The organism is Chroococcidiopsis sp. CCALA 051, from assembly GCF_003015105.1.
Taxonomy (GTDB): Bacteria; Cyanobacteriota; Cyanobacteriia; order Cyanobacteriales; family Chroococcidiopsidaceae; genus Chroococcidiopsis; species Chroococcidiopsis thermalis.
The window spans coordinates 33,402-54,848 of sequence record NZ_PYCI01000031.1; the positions used below are offsets into that span (position 1 = coordinate 33,402).

Consider the following 21,447-nt stretch of genomic DNA (forward strand, 5'->3'; position numbering starts at 1 on the left):
CAATAACGCTTTTATAGTATCTGTAACACTTGTTAGCTGCTTCAATGTAGTTCTTCAAAGTCCAATTGTTGTAGTCTTCAATGTCTATAATTACCTAATAACAAATAACTTCATCCTAAAAAGAGTATAGCTAAGACTCATATATTGTTAATTTTATGTTATTAAATTATCTCGATAAAACGGTATTATTAGCTTTAATTGCTATTGTACTGACTGTAGGTTGCCATCAAACAACTGAAGAAATTGTTAGCACAAAGTATGAAAACGCTCTAAGAATAAGTAGAGTAGCTTTAATGTTTTCTGACCGCGATCGCCACAGAAAGCTGACGTATTGAGCTTGCAGTTATTAAATAGCGAGGCATCTATTTCAGTCAACGAAAATGGCTTTGCCATATTTGCAGTGTAGAAGATTGCATTTCAAATATGAATGCAAAAGCTATCGATGCCATTATTTCTACCCTTGAAATCCTGCCAACACACTGGCATCTCGTCCCCACGTACTGGAAAAGACCTTTAGGCTATCGCTGGGAACAACGACCGTTTACCCCCAAACAGCTGCAATTGGAACTTGCTTCTACAGGTAAGGTTCGAGTCCTCGACCGGAGAGAAGGCTTCACCCAAGTATCACCTACAGGTGTTGCATTAATCTGCGGTGCTAACGCTCGCGAATTCATAATTGCTGTCGATTGCGATGGCATTAGTGCGTATAAACAAGTCCTAACTTCCAACTTCTCAAATGAAAACAATAAGAACTCCAAATTCGCTAACTTTTCACCCGATGAAATTAAAAATGCTGCCCTTGCTTACTTACCAAATACGGTTGCTTTCACGTCAGGTCGTCCCCACAGAGCGCAATATCTCTACCGCCTACCCCTGTGTCTCTCCTTCCCTCCAGAAAATCTTAAATCCAGGCGCATTCATACCCCCGAACGAGAATGTTTGGAGTTGAGAGGCAAAAATCTATCTTCCGTACTCCCACCTTCTGGACATCCGCAAGGATATTGCTATCAGTGGCTTCCAGGTTGCAGTCCGAGCGAAGTTGAAATTGCCAATGCTCCAGACTGGATTATTGGCAAAATGCTCGTTAGTGCCGAGAAAACTAGACGACATACTCACGACAGTACGAGCATTCACCAGCATTGCGTTACTGATAGGTACGCTCACCTCTACCCAGGTATCGACGGCAACATCGAGCAAGCACTGATTCTGCTGGAAGTCATCCATCCCAAATTTGCCGATAGTTATGACACCTGGCTTTATGTTGGGATGGCACTGCATAGCGTTAGTCCTGCCCTACTACCTAGTTGGGAGCAATGGAGTCAACTCTCCCCCAAATACAAACCTGGTGAATGCCAATACAAGTGGAAAACCTTCAACAAATTTGGCATCACCATTAAAACCCTATATAGATTAGCTCATCTATCATGACTGCACCTACTGACAACAAGCAATCTGCTGGCAGTTCTGCTAGTAGTTCTGCCCATTCTACGGCTGACGATCCTGAAGAATTAGCTCAATTGGATATGGACGAAGACGACGAAGAACCTAGCGATGGTATTGCACCTTCTAGCAGCCTCAGTGAGGTTGCTTCCAATTCCCAATCGAGCAAAACCGACACGAAAACAACTCAACTTGAATCCTCCGTACAAGCTAAGTTTGATTTTGACAAGACTACCATCGTCGTCAACTTGCAGATACTACCGCTGCATGAAAATGAGCGAAAGCTACTGATAGCAGTTGGCATTGCTGACGAACCACCTCTGTTGTTCGGCTCGACTCTCAGCGCCCTGGAAGCAAGCAGTTTACCGCTCGTGCAAGCGATCGCAAAGCTGAAAGAAAGTTTGCCGCAGATGCAAGTTCGTGCTTCATCGCGCCAGCAACCTCAGTCAAAACAAGTTCCGACTCGTCAAGTTGTCGTACCGGACTTACCTCAAGCACCTGTAGCGCGACCGTCTGACTTAAATCAACTCAAATTATTTTAGGACACCGATATGAAATACGTTTTAGCGATCGAAGGTCAAGAAACTCCTCTGGACGAAAGCATTGCAGCCAACGATGATGTTCTCCGCACCACCATTGCTGCTTATATGCCCCAACTGGCAAATGCAGAAATTCAACGCCAAACTCAGGGCGATACCGTACGCATTCAAATGCTCAAACGTGCGGGAACTAAAGGTTCTGTCGCAGCTGTTTGCCAAGAACTTGGCGCTGCACTACCGCAGCTCAATCCGGCTTTGTCGCTAGTTTGGCAACTCGAACAATTAAAACTACAAAAAAATTTAGATATAGCTGCTTTGATTGCCTTACAGCCGCAGATTGAAGCAGCATACACTCACGGTCAAAACTGGGAAGTGGCGATCGCTAGCGCGAATCTAAACCTGTGTCGTGCCCCTGCTACTCCTGCTCGAATTACGCCGAAACTTATCTAAGTTAAACGTGCAGCCAAACAATGGCTGCATAACATTCATCACGTATGTACGTAGTATCAGCATCGCTATCATCTTTTAGCCAACAAATTCTGCAATACCGCACTCCTGTGACCGTTACCGATGCTCTTGAATACCTGCAAGGTTTAGCTTGTAAAACTCAACTTCTCCATCTCTACCAAAAGGTTTTTCCTCAAGAGTGGAAAGCATCTAAAATTCCGCTAGATCGACGCACGTTTGATAGCATTTATTGCGACAAAGAAATCGAATTTTTACATTTAGTCAACGAACAACTTTTTGCCATAGAATTATGGGAGGAATTTGAAACTACTACCTCAAGAGAGTACGAAATACCAATACTGCCTAAAACTAATGATTGGTGGTATGAAGATCTAGAAGACCTAGAAGACTGCGACCAATTCTTGCTCTCGCTGCTCGGATTTGGTTACGACTTGGAAGTTTGGGAAGAAAAGTTTGGTTTTACTCCCGAATGCTTAGCTCCTGCCGACACAATCGATCTAGAGCGGTTCCAACAACTTTGTGCCGAACAACCACATCCTCTTTGCTATTTATATGAGGCGATCTCCCTGATTGACAAAAGCACTGGCTGTATCTGGTGCGATGTCAGCACGGAAGTTTGCGAGAGCCTGCCTTGGACTTATGAAAACATCATGTTTCTAGCCGAGCAATGGAAGATTGCTAACAGCTATTGGGACAAAGCCGCAGCACTGGGTGAATGGATTGAGCGCGATGCTGCTCATAGAAAAGCCGCCTTTGAACTCTGGAACCGCGCTACTGAATAAAATTATGATTCAAGCATCAGAAATCTCAATAGCTACTTCAGAAGTAGGAACCCACAATTCAACTCATATAACGGGATCTACAACTCCAACTGTGCTGCAACTGCCGCAGCTATCAGCTATGGCGATCGCTCGTACCATCGCCCATACCGTTCCAGATGACGAAATTCTAGGACATTTGCTCATTTTACGCGGGCAGTACATCTTCGTGAGCAAAGCTCAAGATGGTGTTGAATACAAACCAGTCTCGCCTGAAGCTGTCGCTGCTGCATTCAGCACGCCAGCTATCGATTCAGGATGGTTGTCAAATAATATTGTCAGATGGGGTAAAGGTAAAAACGGTGAATGGATTCTGCTTTATTTCCCGCCGCACAAATACAACATTCTGCTCCAAAATAATGTATATAACCAAACCTTGAAGATCGCTGTTCCTTTGCCTGCCTTGCTATTTGTAGGAATTAGCAGAACTTACTACATTTGGGCAATGAAAGGTAGCTCGTTCGACCCAGCAGGTAATTTGTATGCAGCTCCTCTACCTAATGTTATGGGAGAAGGAAGTATCTGCTTCGGCAACAATTTAGTACCTCAGTGCAATTCACAAAATATTGTGAAAATCTGGGATTTATTCTGGAGCAGCCCGTTCAACAGCGATGCTGTGAGCCACAAATCAAAACAATTTCCAGAAGACATCCGCCACCAACTCATGCTGCTGCACGATAAAAAAGCCAAACGGTATCCTGCAAGCGACCTCATTCCCCATTCTAGTTGGAATAAAAAAACGCCAAACGATATTATCCAAAGCCTTCTCTAAGCTGTTTGTATTCAATACAGCGATCGTTGCACTGAGTATTTTTTTCCCTCCTACAGCTTGTAGGAGGGAATTATTTTAATTGGAGAGCATTTAGTTATGAAACGTCATCAGCAACAAAAGGCACAACTGGTAATGCTACCAATTCCAAAAGAAAAACTTGCTAATTTTATTGGTAAGCAGATACATTTAGCTTGGGCTAAACAAGGCTGTACTTGGAAGTTGCTGCGGATTGAGGGCGATCGCATCTATTTAGAAACACCCAAGACAAAGAAATCGTTAGTAGCAAAAGCCAGCGATGCTATGTATACTCGTCGGTATGAGAGATAAATGTGACTTATCCCGACATACCTGCTATCAATCCAACCGCTAGTGTCAAGCTAGAGAAGATCCCTCTACCTCCTGCCCAAAGCTTAACAGCCAAGCAAGCGAGTGCGAATCTAGGCGGCACCAAGTATCTGGGCGAGACACAACAGAGCGATAGGGGCGATCGCTCCACATTTTGAGCCACAGCTTGCGGGCAGGGAGATTGTCAGCCTCAACATCAATTGAGCGATCGCGGCATCTACTTTGCTGTGGAAAAGAGCGGTGAATTGGCAGATACAGCTAGATCGGAAATCGCGCTCAAGTTCAACGAACTGCCCCAAGCCAAACCAGCAGTTAATAAAAAAGTTGAGATTTCGCTTACCGACCAAAACGCAGCCAGCTTCGCTATTTTGGTTAATGCGCTTGTGTTGGCATAAGGCAGAAGCTGTCGTCAAACGGCTTGCCCTTCTTTGACTGTCACAGACAGTTTTAACCCTAACCCGTTTAATAGTTGTGCGATCGCCAGAAGTCCTGGCACCTCTCCTCGTGCAAGTAATTGATAGCAATTCTCCCAATCGGGATCGGTCTTGTGAGAAGCGTCAGCCAGACTTGTGCGAGCTTCTGCTACATTTTTCAATGCCAGTAAAATATGCTCAAAATCGCCATCTTCCAAGACAGCATCTAGATAAGCAGCTGCCTCTGCCGGATCTTTTAAGGATTCAATCAGATAGGAGTGGTAGCTCTTATGTGTTGGCATTTTGTCTTTGCTGAAAGTTTGTCCAGTATTGCTTTGCTCTAAGAATATCTTGCTCTTGAGTACTTTTATCCCCACCACAGAGCAAAAGGACGATCGTCGCTCCCGTTCGGGCAAAGTAGACTCGATAACCTGGTCCATAGTCAATTCTGAGTTCCATGACTCCAATGCCTACAGGCTTAAAGTCTCCCAGATTGCCCAGCCCAATTCGATCGAGTCGCTTCTTGATTCTAGCTCTTGCCCGAGCGTCTCGCAGGGCATCTAACCAACGTTCAAAGGGGCAGTCATCGTCTTCTGTTACGTACATGACTACTTGCCGTGGCTGTGCCTCCATAAGCCTTCAATTCTTTTCCAACTAGTATTTCTGATTTTGTAACAAGTTTCAAAAATAAAATGATAACAAAATCATTTGATGAATTATAATGCAAGTTAGAAAAATTCGGTAAAAATGAAGTTTTGACGTTTGGTGTCAATATGCCGCGTGGTGGTAAGCGTAAAGGAACAGGTCGCCCAAAAGTCAGTGGTGAAAATCGGGAACCCACAAAAACAGTGCGCGTGCCATTAAGTTTTGCTGAAAAAATTCCCGAATTGCTTAAAAAACACCAAGAAGAAAACTCCCTTGAAGATCTCCAGTTACCAGCTAAAGCTAGCGAAAAGTATTTGCCGCTTGAAGGGCTTGCATGGGATGCTTTTGAAGCTTTCTGTCTCGATCTCATTGCTCGATTTCTCAAACCAAAAGAAATTTATCACTACGGCACTCAGGGAAACGCTCAGAAAGGCATTGATATCGTTGCTGACTTGAATAATGGTGAAAAATGGGCATTTCAATGTAAGCAGTGGCAACAATTCAACCGGAGTGATGTCACAGAAGTTATCGATCGGGCAAAAGAGTTTGAGGCAGAGCGATATATTTTATTTTTAAGCCGTGTAGCAAATGTTGAGGTTCGGAATGTTATTGCTAACAGTCCAAGATGGGAAGTTTGGGATGTGCAAGATATTTCACAAAAAGTACGAGAACTTCCGCTGGAAATTGCTCGTCGTTTAGTAAGAGATCACTTTCACCCAGAATGGCTAAATGCATTTTTAGGAATTTCAAAGCTAACTCCGTTTGTCTCTTACAATGATTTTTTCTATAGTTGGCTCAATGCCGATCGGCTATTTAACCATACCTGGAAACTAGAAGGGCGTGATGATGCACTCAAGAGCTTGCATGATTTTGTAACATCAAGTGAGAAGCAAGTTGCAATCTTATCTGGGCGTGGTGGTATTGGTAAGACCAAATTACTTTATGAATTTGCGAAGACATTCGAGTACCCTAACTTCCGACTATGGTTCGTTGAAGACGATATACCTGTTACTCCTGAAAACGCCGACAATTTACCACTACATTCCTGCGTTATTGTTTTAGATGATGCTCATAGACGCGAACAGGACGTAACAAGCTTACGTACACTTATTCAGAACCGTGCCCGAAGGCATCATCCTAAAATTAAATTAGTTTTTTCTTGTCGATCCTACGCTGTCCAATCTCTTCAGGCACAACTAGATCGAGAGGGAATAGATTATTTGAAACTAGATGAACTGAAAGAGTTGAGCCGTCTAGAAACGAAAGCTCTAGCGCGTCAAGCAATTGGACAAGAGTATGTTCACTTTGCCGAGCAATTGGCAGCGATCGCCTACGATTCTCCTCTAGTAACTGTAGTAGGCGGTCATTTATTAGCGGAGCGAGCAATTCCTTTGAAACTGTTGGAACGCAATGAAGATTTCCGACGCATGGTACTGAATCGATTTCAGGACATCTTGATTGGGCAAATCGATCGGCAAATTAATCCTAAAATTTGTAAAAAAATATTAGAACTAATTGCTGCTGTTTCACCTATTCAACTGACTAATGAGGAATTTCAACGAGCGGCTACAGATTTTCTGGAAATAGATAGAGCAACTTTGATTCGTATTTTAGGAACTCTTGAGCAAACTGGAGTTCTGATACGTCGAGGGAATAACCTACGAATTACACCTGACGTGCTTGCCGATCGGATCTTACATGAAGCTTGTTTAACCGAACAGGGGGACTCTACAGGATACGCACAAGAAATATTTGAAACTTTCAGAAAGATTTATCCAGCGCAGGTACTTCTCAATTTAGCTGAACTAGATTGGCGAGTTCGCTTTAGCAGCGAGCAAGAAACTAATTTACTTGATGTGATTTTCCAGAATTTTAAAGAAGAATTTAAACGAGCTTCTAATCTAAACAGATGTAAACTGCTAGATTCACTCAGAAAAATTGCATACTATCAGCCAGAATTTTCACTAGAGATCGTGCAATTTGCAATGCGTCATCCTACTACCTTAGAGGATGAAAACATAGCAAAACGATATTATCATTATACCCACTTTGATGTGCTAACCAGACTACCAGGGATTCTCAAGCAGATCTGTTATACACTTGACTACGTGCCTATTTGTTGCGATCTCCTGTGGCAGCTTGGAAGAGATGATACAAGTAGGCCATACAATAACCTCCCTGAATCAATTAGGAGTCTGATAGATTTAGCTAAATATAGAATTGATAAATCGTTAAAATTTAATTGGCAAGTTATTGAAGCGATAGAACGATGGCTTCAAGAACCTAATGCCCATGACCATATCTATTCTCCTTTAGACATTCTCGATTCGTTTTTAAAAAAAGATATCGAATATAATAATTATGATGGAAAAACTCTTCAAATTAGCGTATTTTTAGTAGATCGTGAAATTACTCAAGCAATTTGTAAAACAGCTCTCAAACTTATTGAAAACTTATTCAACTCAAATAATGTCAAAGTCGTCTTGAGAGCGTTAGACAGCGCGATCAAAGCACTTGAAGAGTTACACGATCGCTCTAGCCAACCGATTGAAGAAGCAAATCAATGGTGGGAATCCGAACAGTTAGAAATCTTAGAAAAGATTCATTCACTAGCTACTCGTGCTATAGAGCCATTGATTCAGCTAAAAGTTATTGAAAAGCTTGATTGGTATGCTCGAAGGAGCTACTCAAGCAGAGTTAGACAAAAAGCAAGAAAAATTATCTTCTCTGTTCCTAAAACAGAGAATCTCAAACTGACTGGAGTGTTGAGTGGTAACTATCAGTGGGATTGGCAGGAGGAAAAATTTCAACTGAGTTGGGAGAGACGTGAGAAGTATATACGTCAAATTCTTGAGTCTCTTGCGAACAGTTTTTTAGAGAAACACTCACTTCCTCAAGAGGGTGTGCAAGTTCTAAATGAGCGATTGCAGATTATTTCTGGAAATAATGGTAAAGTATCAACCCATTTTCTAGAATTGCTTTCCGAGTTAAATCCAAATTACTCCATAGCAATATGCGAACAAATCCTGGCTTTAGGAGATTGTCCCCTTGCGTCATATATAGCATCAATGCTTTACCGAGCCAGAGAGTTTGATATTGAACGAGCTATTAAAGTATTTCAAGCTGCTGTTGATAGCGGTAAATCATCGTTTTGCGGCTCATTTGCAAAAAGCTACTGGGCTTGGGAAAACAACTTAGCATCAGATGAGTTACGTCAGATCGTTCAAAAGCTTCTCGTTCATCCTGAACTTGAAGTGAAGAAAGCTGCGATCGGGTCATTAGCAATACTGATACGGTCTCAACCACAGTTAGCTATCCATTTAGCATTAGATGTAGAAGTCGATCGGAATGTAGAATTGGCAGAAGAGTTATTTCAAATTTTTAGCACGGCTTTGTTAGATTCTTTAACAAAAGAAGAATTAGAAGTATTTCTACATAAACTGGAGTTGGTCAATCATTTGAATGGCTATCACATCAGTGAATTTCTTGTTTATACATCTCAAAAAATACCATCTTCCATACTTCGATTAATATTGAGGCGAATTGAAGCAAGTGTGGAAAAAGATGCATTCAACTATCAACCATTTCCCTCAAGCTCTTATGAAAATTGCTTGCATTATTTATCAAGTGCTGAAGAGTATGGAGATATGCTGAGAGAAATTCGCGATCTCTGGTTTGACTGTGAATCACAGAGAGAATTAATTTTATTAAGTAAAAGTAAGAACTCAGCTTCAGTTCAAACAAAGACGCTAATCAAGGAACGATTGTACAAAGAACTTTATAAAGAAGTTTCGCTAACTTATATAGAAAAGTATAGCAATAAATCTAAGCTTGAGATCGCTCCTACAAGTATTGAACTGCTAAAAGAGTGGATTCAAACTGGAGATGAAGAAAAAATTAAAGCAGTTAGTAACTTAATCAATCTTTTTCATTCTGGCTTTATATTCCGCCATTTTGAGTTTGTAAGAAACCTAATTGAACGAGCTTATCAGGTTAGCGATCGATGCTATGAAGCCGTCAGGAGTAACTTATTTATTATTGCTGTTTCTGGAACACGTATGGGTATACAAGGTGAACCATTTCCAGAAGATATGGCCTTGCGAGATACGGCTTCTGAGAAAGCAAAAAAATTCTTTAAGGGATCGCCTATTCGTAAATTTTTGGATTCTTTAGTGAAACGTGCTGAATATGATATTGAATTTCAGCGAGAGATGTATGGAGAATAACGCAGGTAAGCTGAAGAAGTATTTAACAAAGTAATTGGAATGGAGGAGCGGAAAATAGTTATAGTGCCGCTCGATCGCTTTATATTTTTATATTTGAGGAGATGATTCGAGTAGCTTCAGACTAATTGGCGTTATCATTGTAATTCTAGGTAATATTGCTTGTCACTCATCTCACTCGAAAAGCGATGAGCGACAAAAGGATACAAGAGTTAGGTTGAGAAATATTTCGCTTTTAAGTGATGTAGTAATTGTAACTTGTATCAAAGCGATCGCACTGCTAATGAATGCGAAGGCTAACTATTGGGAGCAACTTTATCTTTAAACAACTTGCCAGCAGCGCTCGTCAGGAACGCGAGTGGCAGCAATTTGCATTTTCTCACCAGTTTTGGGATTGCGTCCTTCCTTAGCTTGCCGTTGACGTGCCTCAAAAGAGCCAAAACCAACGAGGGAGACTTTATCACCGCGCTTACACGACTTCCACAATCGTGTCTGTAATGGCATTGAGGATAGAATCGGCTTCTTTTTTGGTCACGTTAGCTTTTGAGGCGATGACATCAACTAATTCACCCTTATTCATAGTAATTTGAACTCAACACACCGCCGCCATTATAGTGTAGAAAAAAAGCAATGGCAATTGCGTCGTAGTGCAAACTTCATATAGACAGTGAGAATTCTCTGAGATTCGACTTTTTTACTAATATTTATATGTAGGAATTTAGGGGAGAAATATGACGGAAGAGATCGCGAAACATGACGACAATTACTGAACGATTGCCTGCTAGAGCTAAGTGCGGATTTCCTCACAAGGAATGCGATTGCTATCCCTATTTAACCCAAACCGATCTCCTGGGTATGCATCAAACACGGCTTTGGCTTCGGCTTCAGTGGCAAGTTGCAATCCGTCCGAACGCAGGCTGATAGCCTTGTTGAAGGCGAAGGTGCGGTTGCTGTTGGTGGCGCAGCAGCAGATTTATCTCAGTGATAGTCCTACGGCATTGTAAGGTTCCCTTGATTCCAGAAACCCAGACGCTTTTGCTACGCCTGTTTTTCAGTTTCTAAACGTGGCTGTTTTGTTGCAGTATTTTTCCTTGGCTTTGAACGCACAAGATATCGCGATCGCTCACACTAATTACACTCAACTGACTGCTTTGTGCTACTCCTAGTACTGCTACTTGAACAAGTACGGCAGTGATAATAAACTGGCTCTCGAAGTTTATTCATAGAACCCAGCCCATCTTCTCTAGCATGAATGATACTGCTTGCATCAAATCTTGTTCCAGCTTGCTAGGTTTGTCATATTGACAGTAGCGATGCTGTTGGAAATCGAAAGGCACTAAATCATTGCCTAAATCTTTCCGCCTCTGCTTTACTAGAATTATTTGCTGCGGGCTTTTGCTATGGAGAGCATAGCCTAACTCATAAGATACGTTGGCATTCGGCTGGTACTTCATTCCTGCTTCGAGCGTGGGATCGCCTATGATTTGGGCTGTATTAGTAATGTCAAAAACAGCTATCAAGCTCCGATCTATGTTGCGTTTTATTGCTTCAACAATATCTTTTGCTCCATCTTCCGGTCGAGTTGATTCAACCAGTTCTAACTCTCTTCTGGGTTTGCGGCTGTTGTTGATGTTGTCAATCGCTTTATCTAAGGCTGCTTTGATGTGGCTTCTTGATGGGTTGTGGTCGCTTTGCCAGCTATAAAAGATCCACGGTTTGTAGCCCGTCGCTTGGCGACTTTTCTCAAAATACATCTCCTTTTGGGTCAAATCTATGTTGACAAGTTGATATACCCCACTACCGTCAATATAGAATTTGCTCGTTTCTCCCCTAATCAGAGCGCGATACCAGTTGAATTTTTCGATTTCCTCTCTTGGATTCAGAAAAAATGCTCTATACGACTGTTTGAGTAGGCTTTTTGTTACTAGGTCAATGTCGTGCTGCCGTTGCGTAATTGTCTCCAGATCGCAAGTCATCGGATCGATCTGCCAACATTTGACTTGATTGAGTTGCATTGCTCCCTGTCTCCTTGTCTGTTCCAGTTTCAGTCACTCGCCCTATTATTCCCACGACTACTAGGTTTCTCTCATGCACGCGCAAACGCATCATAGGCAGATGGCAGCGATTGCTTGAATTATTTTGTAGGCTGTATTTTTATCGTTAAGCTAGGGCTGCTCGATTTTCCAAACACCATCGCGTGACGCAACAAAGCAATTGCTCAATAACCTCATGCACTTGTTCGAGTCGATTGTGAGAGGAGCGACAGTAACGAATATTGATTTACAACTAAGGCAGTTTTAGACAGCAGGAGGCGGGTATAATTCCTAAAATTTTGAAGTTTAGCCGCAAACACTATTAAATCATATCGTTCACGAGCGATTGAAATAGCAAATCGGCGGTTGACTTAGTATTATCCCAATTAATCCTCACTGAGAACAAATAAAAAGGAGCCTTTCGGACGTTGGCATTCAAGCAGGCAGAAAATCTAGAAAAATATGCAGTAATCAGAATCAAAAATTGCCTTGCTAATTGATGCAGATAACGTTCCTGCTGCCAAGATTGACGCGATCGTCTCTGAAATTGCCAAGTATGGCATTGTCTTAGAAAAGCTTACGGCGACTAGAAAAATCCTTCACTGAAGGCTTGGGAAGATAATTTACACGAATTTGCCATTCGTCCAGTCAGGAGTTCGAGCGACTTTTTTTCGAGAACGAGAGTGCCAAAAGCGTGAAATCGGTGGTTATTGTAGATGTAAGATAAACTTTCTGGTGTTCAGTAGATTTTAATGGATGAATCGCAACAGTTAAAACAGTTAATTAGTGCCGACCTACTTGGCTTAGGTAAATATTATCGTGGTATGGCTGATTCTCAAGGAGCAGGGGTGTTGGTAGTCAACTACTACCCGATTCGAGAAGTCGCACAGATGGAGGCAAGATTTCTCAAATCGAGTCAAATTCCGCGACTGTCCAGACAAATGGGACTACCCGAGCTTCAAACCCTTTTCGAGCAGCACGATCGCGAAAAAGAGATGGTACTTGCAATCGTCACAGCCGAGACTAAAGGCGCGATCGCCGTTGAGTTACAACTTCCCACATCTGAAGTATCTGAACCGGAGATACCATCATCAATCGCTGGCGCTGAAGCATCGAAAGCAAAGAGCAAGTCTTCTGCCACGACAACAACACAGCGCCAAGCTAAGAAAAAGCCAAACACAGCTGCAACACCAAAACCTGAAACACCAGAAGAATCTCAAAGCCAAGTATCTTCTGAACCGATCGCCCAAACTGAAGATACTCCACAGCTAATAGTAGAATCAGAAACTACTGCCAAATCCACCTTAAAAGCTACTAACCAGAGCATAGATCAGTTAACATACTAGGTGTAGCTATGTGCGGAGTCAACGATGAAACTTAAAGACGCTCGCCATCTATCAGCCACTGCCCAAGAAGCACTGCGGTATCGAGTTGTGAATGCGATCGAAAATGGCATGAGTAAATCAGAGGCATCTCGTGTATTTCAGGTTTCGCGCACGGCAATACACCATTGGACGAAAACTGTAGCAAATGGTAGTGTATCATCGTTGAAAGCGAAAAAGAGGGGACCTCGCGCTAGCTCACGTCTACTCCCCCATCAAGCGGCTACAGCCGTGCGGTTGATGGAGCAAAAATGCCCCGATCAACTGGACTTACCTTTCTACTTATGGACGCGTGAAGCAGTGCAGCAGTTTCTCGCAGAGTGCTTTGGCTTATCAGTATCGGTATGGACAGTGGGGCGTTATCTCAAGAAATGGGGTTTTACGCCACAAAAACCGTTACATCGTGCCTATGAACAAGACCACAAAGCTGTGAAGCGATGGCTAGAGACTGAATATCCCCAGATTTGTCGAGAAGCTCACCACGAGGGAGCTGAAATTCACTGGGGCGACGAAATGGGTGTCCGTTCTGACTACCAAGCTGGTTATTCCTATGGGCGGCAGGGAAAGACACCAGTCATACCAGCTACTGGGCAGCGTTTTAGCTGTAATATGATTTCCACAATTACCAATCGTGGCAAGTTGTGCTTCAAGTTATTCACACAACGTTTTGATTCTGCCGTGATGCTCGATTTCTTGCGTCGTCTGATTCGTCACAATGCTCACAAAGTATTTTTGATTGTAGATGGTCATCCAGTACATCGCTCTCGTGCAGTCCACCAATGGCTAGCAAAACACTCCGATCGGATCCGAATGTTTTTCTTGCCCGCTTATAGTCCCGAACTCAATCCCGACGAGTTACTCAATCACGATGTCAAAGCCAATGCTGTCGGACGGCAACGCGCCAAAAACAAATCTCAGATGATTGACAACATCCGTAGCTATTTACGTAGCACACAACGTCAGCCAAGAGTTGTGCAAAACTTCTTTCATGAGAAACACGTTGCTTATGCAGCCGCATGAAATTGTTCACTAATCCATGCTCTGGTTAGTAAGACAACCACCAAAAATTCAAAGCCAGCCCCTCGTGGCGAAACTGCGACTAGACGAAAGACAAAACAGAAGCCACAGCCTGAAGCATCACCTGAAACATCCTCACCTATACCCGAAGATCGCTCCGACGAACCAGAGGCAAAACCTACTGCCCAACCGACAGCAAAACGCAGATCTTCTACCACTGCTTCTGCTAGACGCAAATCCTCTTCTGGCGGGGCAACTAGACGCAATCCGACAACACGGGGAGCCAGAGGGAAAAAGCAAAGCTAAACATTGGTTGGATTTGGAGTGGAGAAGATTATATGTAGTATGTGGTGAGTATTGACCCCGTGGATTACAGCAAGAACAACTCCTCGATCTCTACATCGCTCATCAGATCTCTAACAACCCAAATGCGATCGCAAAACTGCTTCATCTGCCGCTCGCCCGCACCACCGATTAAGACTCCATAAATATTAAATTCTAGCTGTTGCTTCCTGATTTTTAACTGCTCTATAAATTCCCGTTTCACGTCGCACTTACCGTCTGTAACCATGACAATATCTGCCTGTTTGAACTGTTGTTTTCCCTCAATACATTCGGTAGCAGATAATAAAGCTGGCTCCCAAGCAGTGCCGCCACCATTGTAAAAAGCTAGCATCGACTCCAGCAGTCGCGAGAAGTCATGGTGGTGGGGTGGAAAATCATCAACTCGACAAACTCTAGTTGCAAAGTGGATGATTCGCAAGTGCCGTCCCTCTCGGCGAGCAATTTGTCCTAACACTGCCGTCACCGCTTTTGCCCAAGTGTCAGGCAATCCATCCATCGAACCAGAGGAATCCAAGCACACCACCAACGGTCCTTTGCACTGCTTCTCCTTCCCCCTCGTCTTGTATTGCAGTAGGGAGCGATCGTAATAGGAGAGCGCAAACAGAGGAAACAGATCGCTCGTAGAGAGTTTCTGGAGTTCGCTGGGCAACAACCGCGACAAGTTATCTCCTAACTCAATCGTCGTTATCTCCCCAAAGGCATTTAGAGCTTGACTACGACGCTTGCGCTCGGCAAAGGATTGCAAACGTCCGGCAACAACAGCAATTTGCTTGAGCTTGGTATTACTTGCGATCTTCTGAGCTAGTGCCATTTTTTCGGCGCTAGAGACGCTCCGTTCTCCACCCATTTCATTTCCCCAGCTCAAGCCTAGCATCTCCAACCACCCAGATGCCTCGCTCAATTTTTCATCAGCAGCATTCAGGGCTGCCCTGAGCATTTGCCTGACTTGCGTTTCATCAAGACTGTTTGCATATTGTTGAGCTTGCCATACAGCCTGTTTTCCCTCCTGTTGTAGGAGTTGGATTAATTCAGGAGAGCGATCGCCGCTATCTTCAATCATCTGCCTCAACCACTGCTCTCGTTCTTTCTGCTGTCGCCTTTTGGGTAGCGGCCAACCAGTCGGGGAAGTTGTTTGAGGAGAAGTCAATATCCGATCGAATACTTGTGATGGCGTAACTTCAGGCTGATGCTTCAGTTGCTTAATCAAATCCCGATACTGTTGTGGGTTGGGAAATCGAGGCATGGGTGGCGGCAGTCGCTCGTACACTTGACGGCAATACTCTACTGTTGCCAATCCTGCTGCTAGTTGGTTGCCTTGACACTGCTCCACCAGAGTGTCAAAGCCAACCAGTTGTGAAAACTCCTGATGCAATCTTGTTGCCCAAGCACCTTCGGGTGGTAGTGAGTCTAGCTCCTCTGGTTCGCTTTCGTAGTAAAGTCGATGAAAAACTTCTAAAGTAAAACTGGGAAAGGCAAACAGCTTGCTAGTTCCTACTCTCAGCATCATCCGAGCATCTTCAAAATAGTTGAGGTATTCCTGCCAAAAGAGTTTGGAGATGCTTGCAACTCGATACACCAGTGGTTCAAAGTCATACATCATACGATTTAAAATCTATGAGCATCAACACTGCCTCAACTGGCAAGAAGCGCGATCGCGCCTTGGCTATCTTTAGCTGAGGATAGCATAATATCCGTGTTATTATGTTAGCACTAAGCAATCGCGCTCATGATTGTTGCATTTAAAGATCGAGGAACGGAAGACATTTTTGACGGCGAGGATTCAAAAGACGCTCGAAAAGTTTGCCCGATTAATCTTTGGTCTGTTGCTAGGAGAAAGTTAGACCAGCTTTCTGCTGCCGTATCTTTGAACGATTTGAGAGTGCCACCAGGAAATAGGTTAGAAGCCCTGCAAGGTGAGCGAGCAGATCAACACAGCATTCGCATCAACGACCAGTATCGAATTTGTTTTGTCTGGTTGGAACAGGGAGCAGATTTGGTTGAAATTGTTGATTATCATTAACGATCGTTAATATTTGTAGTTGAGGTAACAATAGATGAAAATCCCTAAATATCGCCCTCCCACACACCCAGGAGAAATCTTGCTGCTAGATTTTTTAGAACCACTTGGACTGACTCAGCAGGATTTAGCCAACAATATCCACGTTCCTTACCAGCGAGTCAACGAGTTGGTGAATGGCAAGCGCGGCGTAACGCCAAGTACGGCATTGCGGCTGTCGAAATTCTTTGGTAATAGTCCAGAGTTTTGGCTGAATCTGCAACAAAATTGGCAACTATACCAAACACTGAAAGAAGAAGAAGAGGAAATAAATGCGATCGCCACTTTTGCCCTGCGGGAAGAAGAAAGAAGCGCCTAAATAATATAAAGTCTGCTAAATAGCTATTGATAAACTTTGTTTTTGTAACCGCCAACTTCTACTAGCAAATCTTCGCGAAGATCGGTCAGTATTCTCTGCGCTCGTCGGGCATTGCGGCTCTTGTTATCGGCGATTAACTTCTCAATCTTGCGGGCAATATCCTCCAAGCGACTCGCAGCATTGTCGGCTGCTTCAATTAATTTTTGTTCGGTTGTATTGCTTGGACGCAAATCGTATTCTCTGGCTGCCCTCACTACAGTGCCGACCTCTTCTTTTGCTGCATCGTACCAAGACACGGCTTGTTGGTTGAGATCGGGAATGCAGGCATTCAAAATTTGTCCGATCTTCTGTCGCTCCTTGGGATCTCTTTGCCACAGGCAGTCTGGCAGCAATTCGTGAAAAGATTCTGGGTACACTTGCTCATCGCCCTGCACCAGTGCGTGAGCTTGCAGCAGTTTCACTAGCTGTTGCAACTTGCGATCGCTAATCAAAAAACCCTCCTGATCCAGCGCCAATTGGCATTTGATCAAATCTTCTGCAAGTTCGTCGGAAAAAGGTACGTTGGCTGCTTGTTGCTGCAAAGCCTTAATTTCTTCTAACGTCAGGCGCACCACTACCTCTGGTTTGATGTTATGCCTGGCGCGGTGAATCAATTCCCGCTTGGAACCCAATTTGCGGACGTATTGCAACCAAGGACGATAGACGAAGCGATCGACAAAGGCATCCAAGTCTCCATCAGATGGAACGTTGTTGGCAGCACCGCACAAAAACAGTAGCGGTACTGGCTGCGGTTCTGGATTCTCGAATACCCGTTCGTTCATCAACCGCAACAGGGCATTGAGGCTAGTAGAATTGCCGCGAAACACTTCATCTAAAAAAGCAATGTGTGCCTCCGGCAGTCGTCGCTTAGTATTGCGGATCAACTCGTCTTGCTGCTGTAATGCTCGCAGCGACAATTGCCCTAGTAACTCGTCAGGAGTAATCGTCGGTTGCAGGAGGCGATCGAAGAATACAGCTTCAGAGATTGCCCCGCACAACTGTTGTAACATCCAGCTTTTAGCACAACCAGGCGGACCAAATAAAACCACATTTCCACCACTGAGCAATACGGCTAGCACTCCATCGATCGCACTAGATCGCTCCAAGAAAATCTGATTCAACTCTCGCCGTAACTGTTGCAACCGCTCTGGAGCAGAGCCATCTGGGGCATTGTTGGGGACTTGAGCAGCTAACTTTTTGGTGTTTTTAGCGATTGCCATGATTTAATCATGATGATTTAATTTCGTTTTCTAACTAGAAAATGAGTTCTGTATTCCAACTAGAAGGTGAGTTTTCCTAAAATCCTGCCTCTGGGTCGTAAGGTCGGTCGATCGAGTCATGTCGCTCGCGCTCGTCGCTCTCAACGGTATCTGGAGCAGTAACGAGATCCTTTGTTTTGGCTGTTGCTTCTAATCCCAAGGACTGGCGCACGGCTGCCTCAGCAATCTCCCAGCGCTTGAGTAAGTCTTTGGTACGGAATTTAAATAAATTCTCCATCGATGCTAACTTACCCTTGAGTTGCCGTAACTGCTCCGGATCTGGCTGCTGGGCGATCGCCTCTAACTGCCGAAGTAACTCGGAGTAACCCGCATCCAGTGCCAACGCCTTCGTCAAGTTGGCAAGTCCCTCTCCAGTCGAATTTTGTTGCTGCACGCGCTGCTTCAGCATGGCTCTGAAATCTTCCAAATGCTGCTGTACTCGCTCTAAGTCGGGATTGTCACTCAGATAGAGTTGCCCCAGCTGCCTCGCCCTCTCCACCACAGGCTCTAAATCGCGATCGTATTGCATTAAGACTTGCAAGCGAGCAATCAACGTCTCCCACTTCTGCCCCGTTCTTGATGTCGCATCCGCTCCCGACAAATTGAAGCTTTCTAGCAATTGTGCTAGTTTTGCGTCCGCTTCGTCCCGACTTCTGATTTGCGCGTCATATAAAGTTGAAATTAACGTCTGCTGTAACGTTTGTTGCGATCGCTCTATCAGCTTGAGTTTTTGGCGTTCGACAGAGGTTGCCTCTGCTTCTGCCTGCTGCCTTTGCACTTCTGCTTCGCGCTCCGATCGCTCTAGCAGGGAAGGAATTTTTATCGGTCCTTCCACTAGAACCTGCAATGATTTTATTTGCAATTCCTCTTTGGTAGGATAAGCACCAGCATACTGCCGCAACGCCTGGTGGATTGCTTTTGGTTCTAATGCTGCGGCTTTTAGTACTTGCTCCACCCATGACAAAAAACCAGCGTACTCTGACTCGTATGTTGCTAAAATTCCTTGCCGCAAAGAGTCAGCTTCCGCCGTCATCCCATCAATCGCTTCTAGGGCATCGGGTAGTGCCGATTCGTGGACGAAGCGGAACGGTTCGCTCAAAAGGGTGTAGCGATTGTAGATGATTTTCTGCCGTGCTTGGAGTTTGGACGCAGCATCTTTGAGACGGTGGTTGATCTTGGCGGCATAACCGCCCTTTGCCGCACTCTCCAACAATTTTAGTACATCATCCCCAATCCCTAAATGGGAGCCATCCAACTTCAGCGATTGCACTCCTACTTTAACTGTCAGCTTGAGCAAATAAATTGGCTCTTTTTCCAGATGCCGCCACTGTTGCCCAGAAAGTTGTCCCACACGAGGATTTGCTGCACTAGGCGGTTGCGTTCCACTCATCTGAGTTTGAGATCGCTCTTGCACGAGTTGGGCTATGAGCTGCTGGTCAACTGATGGCATAGGGTGTCTATGGTTCGCGTTTGGGATTTGGCAAATTTCTAGTTACTAGTTATAAATATTCTAATTCTGAATAGAACATCAATTTCATTTTCCAGTTAGAATATAAAATTAAAGTTATCCAACTCTCAACATTTATGGGTGAATTAGGGCAATCTCCTTTCCCTTTGAGTGTGAGTGTTGCTTTAGGAATAGATTGTATGGTGCAAACACTACAAGAGCCATCCCATCAGCAAACACAATATGTCGTTCTCGACGGCATTACATGGCAGACCTATCAAGCCATTCAAAAAGACTTGGGCGAACACCGTTCGGCGCGTCTGGCATACAGCCAAGGGGTTTTGGAAATTATTATGCCATCCCAACTGCACGAGTTCATCAGTCGCATCCTGGAAGCGATCGTCCGTACCCTAGCTGAGGAATTCAACCAAAGGCTGCGTGGCTATGGCTCTACTACACTAAATCGAGAGGAAATGGTACAGGGAGTCGAACCGGATTCCTGTTTTTACATTCAAAACGTCGAACGCATTCTTGGTCGTCGTCAGATCGATCTCAATACCGATCCCCCACCAGATTTAGCAATTGAGGTAGATATCACGAGTTTCTCGCGCCGTCGTTTCGGGATCTACCTGCAACTGTCCATTCCTGAAGTTTGGCGCTACACTGAGCGTCAGGGTGTTACCATTTATCAGCTACAAGGCAATCGTTATGTCGAGTGCGAGTTTAGCCCTACCTTTCCCACAATCTCTGGAACCCTGTTGCAGCAATTTCTCCAACTCGCTGCCACCGAAGATGACATTGGTGTGGTTCGTGCTGTGCGCCAGTGGATTCGATCGCAATCTCAACAAAACTAGCTTTTTGTATCTTTAAACGATCGCCTCTACGTCTCCAATACTTTAGGTTCAATACTTTAGAGGTTCAATACTTTAGGGCATGGCATAATAAAAGCGCGGACTTTGCCGAAAAATTTATTCTGTTCCATTCCATGCCCAGGATATCTCCACCGCTCAAAACTGCATTTGTCAAGTACCGCGAGCGCGAATTTCTTTACCTACATGAAGTCGATGCAGTCATCGCCGCGATGGAAAAGACTCGCTACCCCACCAGAAACAAGGCGATCGCCTTATTGCTATTCTGCCAATGTTTACAGCCATCCGAGCTGTGTTGGCTGCGCTGGTCTGACCTAGACTTGACCAGAAAAACGCTCTACATCATCCGCAACCGCGAACTCAAAAGTGACGCTCGCCTGCACAAACAAGTCAATCTTCAACCTCTGTGTGCTCCTGAAATGGAATTGCTACAATACCTAGCACAAGAGCGTCGATGCGATTGGTTATTCGCCACAGAACGGCGATCGCGCCTGAATCAGCGTTCGCTACACTATATAATTGCACTAGCAGGCGAGACTGCCAATCTTCCCTTGCCAATTCATCCCTATATGCTGAGGCGCTCTGGGCTATATTATCGTGCCGCATTGCTACTGCAACCGCTTCATCTATCGCTACAGCAGTGCTGCTTGCTGTGGAATTGGCACGGTACGAAAGTCGAGTTTTCCAGGCAACAAGAACGAGAGATGATGGCAATAGGAGTGGCAAAGTCTGAAGCATTTTTAGCAGCACTCAAACAACTGCAATCTTTCACCCGCATCCAGAGCTATGACAATCTCATCGATTACTTCCTGGGCGCATTCTTGCTATTTCCCCATCTAGAGATTCTGACCAGCGACTACTGGCTTGCCCCAGTCGATTGGCAGCGCCAACTTTACCGAAAAGATTTATCCATAATACCCGCTTCGTCTACTCTTTCCCTAAGTATTACAGTTGTACTTACATGGATGAGAGACAAGCTCGTTTTTGATAATGCCAATAACGTGCGGTCGCTTGATGA

Annotated in this window: 24 protein-coding genes and 2 pseudogenes; 17 read left to right on the forward strand and 9 right to left on the reverse strand. The window is 44.3% G+C overall.

Features of this window, described 5'->3' with window-relative positions; all coding sequences use genetic code 11:
- Window positions 1-246: 246 nt before the first annotated feature.
- Window positions 247-393: a hypothetical protein gene (locus C7Y66_RS31000; protein ID WP_158265897.1), complete on the reverse strand. Its 147-nt coding sequence runs from the start codon at window positions 391-393 to the stop codon at window positions 247-249.
- 30 nt (window positions 394-423) lie between these two features.
- Between C7Y66_RS31000 and C7Y66_RS09945 the strand changes: the two genes are divergently transcribed.
- From C7Y66_RS09945 to C7Y66_RS09975, 8 genes are all read left to right on the forward strand, one after another.
- The gene (locus C7Y66_RS09945) at window positions 424-1,428 is read left to right on the forward strand and encodes a bifunctional DNA primase/polymerase (RefSeq protein ID WP_106545455.1); all 1,005 of its coding nucleotides are present in this window, start codon (window positions 424-426) and stop codon (window positions 1,426-1,428) included.
- Window positions 1,425-1,982, forward strand: coding sequence for a hypothetical protein (locus C7Y66_RS09950; RefSeq protein ID WP_106545456.1), 558 nt, complete (start codon window positions 1,425-1,427; stop codon window positions 1,980-1,982). The genes C7Y66_RS09945 and C7Y66_RS09950 overlap by 4 nt, the downstream gene beginning before the upstream one ends.
- Before the next feature lie 9 nt (window positions 1,983-1,991).
- Window positions 1,992-2,429 carry a hypothetical protein gene (locus tag C7Y66_RS09955; protein WP_106545457.1) on the forward strand — a complete coding sequence of 146 codons (438 nt, stop codon included), beginning with the start codon at window positions 1,992-1,994 and terminating at the stop codon, window positions 2,427-2,429.
- 44 nt (window positions 2,430-2,473) lie between these two features.
- Window positions 2,474-3,229, forward strand: coding sequence for a hypothetical protein (locus tag C7Y66_RS09960; RefSeq protein WP_106545458.1), 756 nt, complete (start codon window positions 2,474-2,476; stop codon window positions 3,227-3,229).
- Window positions 3,230-3,233: 4 nt separating this feature from the next.
- Complete coding sequence (locus C7Y66_RS09965) at window positions 3,234-4,037, forward strand: hypothetical protein (protein ID WP_106545459.1); 804 nt, start codon at window positions 3,234-3,236, stop codon at window positions 4,035-4,037.
- A 96-nt stretch (window positions 4,038-4,133) separates the two neighbouring features.
- Window positions 4,134-4,364, forward strand: a complete 231-nt coding sequence (locus C7Y66_RS09970; RefSeq protein ID WP_106545460.1) for a hypothetical protein — start codon at window positions 4,134-4,136, stop codon at window positions 4,362-4,364.
- A 2-nt stretch (window positions 4,365-4,366) separates the two neighbouring features.
- Window positions 4,367-4,540, forward strand: a complete 174-nt coding sequence (locus tag C7Y66_RS31005) for a hypothetical protein (protein ID WP_158265898.1) — start codon at window positions 4,367-4,369, stop codon at window positions 4,538-4,540.
- A 42-nt stretch (window positions 4,541-4,582) separates the two neighbouring features.
- Complete coding sequence (locus C7Y66_RS09975) at window positions 4,583-4,777, forward strand: hypothetical protein (RefSeq protein ID WP_106545461.1); 195 nt, start codon at window positions 4,583-4,585, stop codon at window positions 4,775-4,777.
- Window positions 4,778-4,791: 14 nt separating this feature from the next.
- On the opposite strand, the gene C7Y66_RS09980 is transcribed toward C7Y66_RS09975, so the two are convergent.
- The gene (locus C7Y66_RS09980) at window positions 4,792-5,097 is read right to left on the reverse strand and encodes a DNA-binding protein (RefSeq protein WP_106545462.1); all 306 of its coding nucleotides are present in this window, start codon (window positions 5,095-5,097) and stop codon (window positions 4,792-4,794) included.
- Window positions 5,084-5,428 (reverse strand): type II toxin-antitoxin system RelE/ParE family toxin, encoded by a 345-nt coding sequence (locus tag C7Y66_RS09985; protein ID WP_106545463.1) that lies wholly within the window; start codon window positions 5,426-5,428, stop codon window positions 5,084-5,086. Before C7Y66_RS09985 ends, C7Y66_RS09980 begins: the two co-directional genes overlap by 14 nt.
- Window positions 5,429-5,568: 140 nt before the next feature.
- Between C7Y66_RS09985 and C7Y66_RS09990 the strand changes: the two genes are divergently transcribed.
- The gene (locus tag C7Y66_RS09990; protein ID WP_106545464.1) at window positions 5,569-9,666 is read left to right on the forward strand and encodes a restriction endonuclease; all 4,098 of its coding nucleotides are present in this window, start codon (window positions 5,569-5,571) and stop codon (window positions 9,664-9,666) included.
- Between the two features lie 293 nt (window positions 9,667-9,959).
- On the opposite strand, the pseudogene C7Y66_RS33350 reads toward C7Y66_RS09990, so the two are convergent.
- Window positions 9,960-10,243 (reverse strand): annotated as a pseudogene (locus C7Y66_RS33350) (HU family DNA-binding protein).
- A 211-nt stretch (window positions 10,244-10,454) separates the two neighbouring features.
- On the opposite strand from C7Y66_RS33350, the gene C7Y66_RS30485 reads away from it, so the two are divergent.
- Window positions 10,455-10,667 (forward strand): hypothetical protein, encoded by a 213-nt coding sequence (locus tag C7Y66_RS30485; RefSeq protein WP_146149767.1) that lies wholly within the window; start codon window positions 10,455-10,457, stop codon window positions 10,665-10,667.
- A 216-nt stretch (window positions 10,668-10,883) separates the two neighbouring features.
- On the opposite strand, the gene C7Y66_RS10000 is transcribed toward C7Y66_RS30485, so the two are convergent.
- Window positions 10,884-11,678, reverse strand: coding sequence for a hypothetical protein (locus C7Y66_RS10000; RefSeq protein ID WP_106545465.1), 795 nt, complete (start codon window positions 11,676-11,678; stop codon window positions 10,884-10,886).
- 501 nt (window positions 11,679-12,179) lie between these two features.
- Between C7Y66_RS10000 and C7Y66_RS33355 the strand changes: the two are divergent.
- The 3 genes and pseudogenes from C7Y66_RS33355 to C7Y66_RS10015 all read left to right on the forward strand — a co-directional run.
- Window positions 12,180-12,349, forward strand: a pseudogene (locus tag C7Y66_RS33355) (NYN domain-containing protein); the annotation flags it as partial.
- A 99-nt stretch (window positions 12,350-12,448) separates the two neighbouring features.
- The gene (locus C7Y66_RS10010; protein ID WP_106545466.1) at window positions 12,449-13,042 is read left to right on the forward strand and encodes a hypothetical protein; all 594 of its coding nucleotides are present in this window, start codon (window positions 12,449-12,451) and stop codon (window positions 13,040-13,042) included.
- Window positions 13,043-13,066: 24 nt separating this feature from the next.
- Window positions 13,067-14,098 carry an IS630 family transposase gene (locus C7Y66_RS10015; RefSeq protein WP_106545467.1) on the forward strand — a complete coding sequence of 344 codons (1,032 nt, stop codon included), beginning with the start codon at window positions 13,067-13,069 and terminating at the stop codon, window positions 14,096-14,098.
- Here C7Y66_RS10015 and C7Y66_RS10020 read toward each other — a convergent pair.
- On the reverse strand, window positions 14,083-14,361 hold the full coding sequence (locus tag C7Y66_RS10020) for a hypothetical protein (RefSeq protein WP_106545468.1): 279 nt from the start codon (window positions 14,359-14,361) through the stop codon (window positions 14,083-14,085). The two genes, C7Y66_RS10015 and C7Y66_RS10020, sit on opposite strands and share 16 nt — an antisense overlap.
- 104 nt (window positions 14,362-14,465) lie before the next feature.
- Entirely contained in the window at window positions 14,466-16,040 is a 1,575-nt protein-coding gene (locus tag C7Y66_RS10025) for a VWA domain-containing protein (protein ID WP_106545469.1), read from the reverse strand.
- Between the two features lie 126 nt (window positions 16,041-16,166).
- Between C7Y66_RS10025 and C7Y66_RS10030 the strand changes: the two genes are divergently transcribed.
- Together C7Y66_RS10030 and C7Y66_RS10035 are read left to right on the forward strand one after the other, a co-directional pair.
- Complete coding sequence (locus C7Y66_RS10030) at window positions 16,167-16,460, forward strand: type II toxin-antitoxin system RelE/ParE family toxin (protein WP_106545470.1); 294 nt, start codon at window positions 16,167-16,169, stop codon at window positions 16,458-16,460.
- A 34-nt stretch (window positions 16,461-16,494) separates the two neighbouring features.
- A complete protein-coding gene (locus C7Y66_RS10035; protein ID WP_106545471.1) occupies window positions 16,495-16,815 on the forward strand; it encodes a HigA family addiction module antitoxin in 321 nt (106 codons plus the stop codon).
- Window positions 16,816-16,838: 23 nt separating this feature from the next.
- Here C7Y66_RS10035 and C7Y66_RS10040 read toward each other — a convergent pair whose 3' ends face one another.
- The gene (locus tag C7Y66_RS10040) at window positions 16,839-18,074 is read right to left on the reverse strand and encodes an AAA family ATPase (protein WP_106545472.1); all 1,236 of its coding nucleotides are present in this window, start codon (window positions 18,072-18,074) and stop codon (window positions 16,839-16,841) included.
- A gap of 76 nt (window positions 18,075-18,150) precedes the next feature.
- Window positions 18,151-19,563, reverse strand: a complete 1,413-nt coding sequence (locus tag C7Y66_RS10045) for a hypothetical protein (protein WP_106545473.1) — start codon at window positions 19,561-19,563, stop codon at window positions 18,151-18,153.
- A 197-nt stretch (window positions 19,564-19,760) separates the two neighbouring features.
- Between C7Y66_RS10045 and C7Y66_RS10050 the strand changes: the two genes are divergently transcribed.
- Window positions 19,761-20,414, forward strand: coding sequence for a Uma2 family endonuclease (locus C7Y66_RS10050; RefSeq protein ID WP_233222610.1), 654 nt, complete (start codon window positions 19,761-19,763; stop codon window positions 20,412-20,414).
- A gap of 131 nt (window positions 20,415-20,545) precedes the next feature.
- Window positions 20,546-21,447 (forward strand): tyrosine-type recombinase/integrase (locus C7Y66_RS10055; RefSeq protein WP_106545475.1); only part of this gene is annotated, 902 nt, incomplete at its 3' end.

What these genes read in the sequence shown, in the direction of transcription:
- C7Y66_RS09980 (WP_106545462.1), bottom strand. Translation starts at nt 5,097, where the DNA reads ATGCCAACACATAAGAGCTACCACTCCTATCTGATTGAATCCTTAAAA.
- C7Y66_RS10010 (WP_106545466.1), top strand. Translation starts at nt 12,449, where the DNA reads ATGGATGAATCGCAACAGTTAAAACAGTTAATTAGTGCCGACCTACTT.
- C7Y66_RS10025 (WP_106545469.1), bottom strand. Translation starts at nt 16,040, where the DNA reads ATGATGTATGACTTTGAACCACTGGTGTATCGAGTTGCAAGCATCTCC.
- C7Y66_RS09965 (WP_106545459.1), top strand. Translation starts at nt 3,234, where the DNA reads ATGATTCAAGCATCAGAAATCTCAATAGCTACTTCAGAAGTAGGAACC.
- C7Y66_RS10035 (WP_106545471.1), top strand. Translation starts at nt 16,495, where the DNA reads ATGAAAATCCCTAAATATCGCCCTCCCACACACCCAGGAGAAATCTTG.
- C7Y66_RS09990 (WP_106545464.1), top strand. Translation starts at nt 5,569, where the DNA reads ATGCCGCGTGGTGGTAAGCGTAAAGGAACAGGTCGCCCAAAAGTCAGT.
- C7Y66_RS31000 (WP_158265897.1), bottom strand. Translation starts at nt 393, where the DNA reads ATGGCAAAGCCATTTTCGTTGACTGAAATAGATGCCTCGCTATTTAAT.
- C7Y66_RS09960 (WP_106545458.1), top strand. Translation starts at nt 2,474, where the DNA reads ATGTACGTAGTATCAGCATCGCTATCATCTTTTAGCCAACAAATTCTG.
- C7Y66_RS10040 (WP_106545472.1), bottom strand. Translation starts at nt 18,074, where the DNA reads ATGGCAATCGCTAAAAACACCAAAAAGTTAGCTGCTCAAGTCCCCAAC.
- C7Y66_RS09970 (WP_106545460.1), top strand. Translation starts at nt 4,134, where the DNA reads ATGAAACGTCATCAGCAACAAAAGGCACAACTGGTAATGCTACCAATT.
- C7Y66_RS10000 (WP_106545465.1), bottom strand. Translation starts at nt 11,678, where the DNA reads ATGCAACTCAATCAAGTCAAATGTTGGCAGATCGATCCGATGACTTGC.
- C7Y66_RS10045 (WP_106545473.1), bottom strand. Translation starts at nt 19,563, where the DNA reads ATGCCATCAGTTGACCAGCAGCTCATAGCCCAACTCGTGCAAGAGCGA.
- C7Y66_RS10015 (WP_106545467.1), top strand. Translation starts at nt 13,067, where the DNA reads ATGAAACTTAAAGACGCTCGCCATCTATCAGCCACTGCCCAAGAAGCA.
- C7Y66_RS09955 (WP_106545457.1), top strand. Translation starts at nt 1,992, where the DNA reads ATGAAATACGTTTTAGCGATCGAAGGTCAAGAAACTCCTCTGGACGAA.
- C7Y66_RS09950 (WP_106545456.1), top strand. Translation starts at nt 1,425, where the DNA reads ATGACTGCACCTACTGACAACAAGCAATCTGCTGGCAGTTCTGCTAGT.
- C7Y66_RS09945 (WP_106545455.1), top strand. Translation starts at nt 424, where the DNA reads ATGAATGCAAAAGCTATCGATGCCATTATTTCTACCCTTGAAATCCTG.
- C7Y66_RS09985 (WP_106545463.1), bottom strand. Translation starts at nt 5,428, where the DNA reads ATGGAGGCACAGCCACGGCAAGTAGTCATGTACGTAACAGAAGACGAT.
- C7Y66_RS10030 (WP_106545470.1), top strand. Translation starts at nt 16,167, where the DNA reads ATGATTGTTGCATTTAAAGATCGAGGAACGGAAGACATTTTTGACGGC.
- C7Y66_RS10050 (WP_233222610.1), top strand. Translation starts at nt 19,761, where the DNA reads ATGGTGCAAACACTACAAGAGCCATCCCATCAGCAAACACAATATGTC.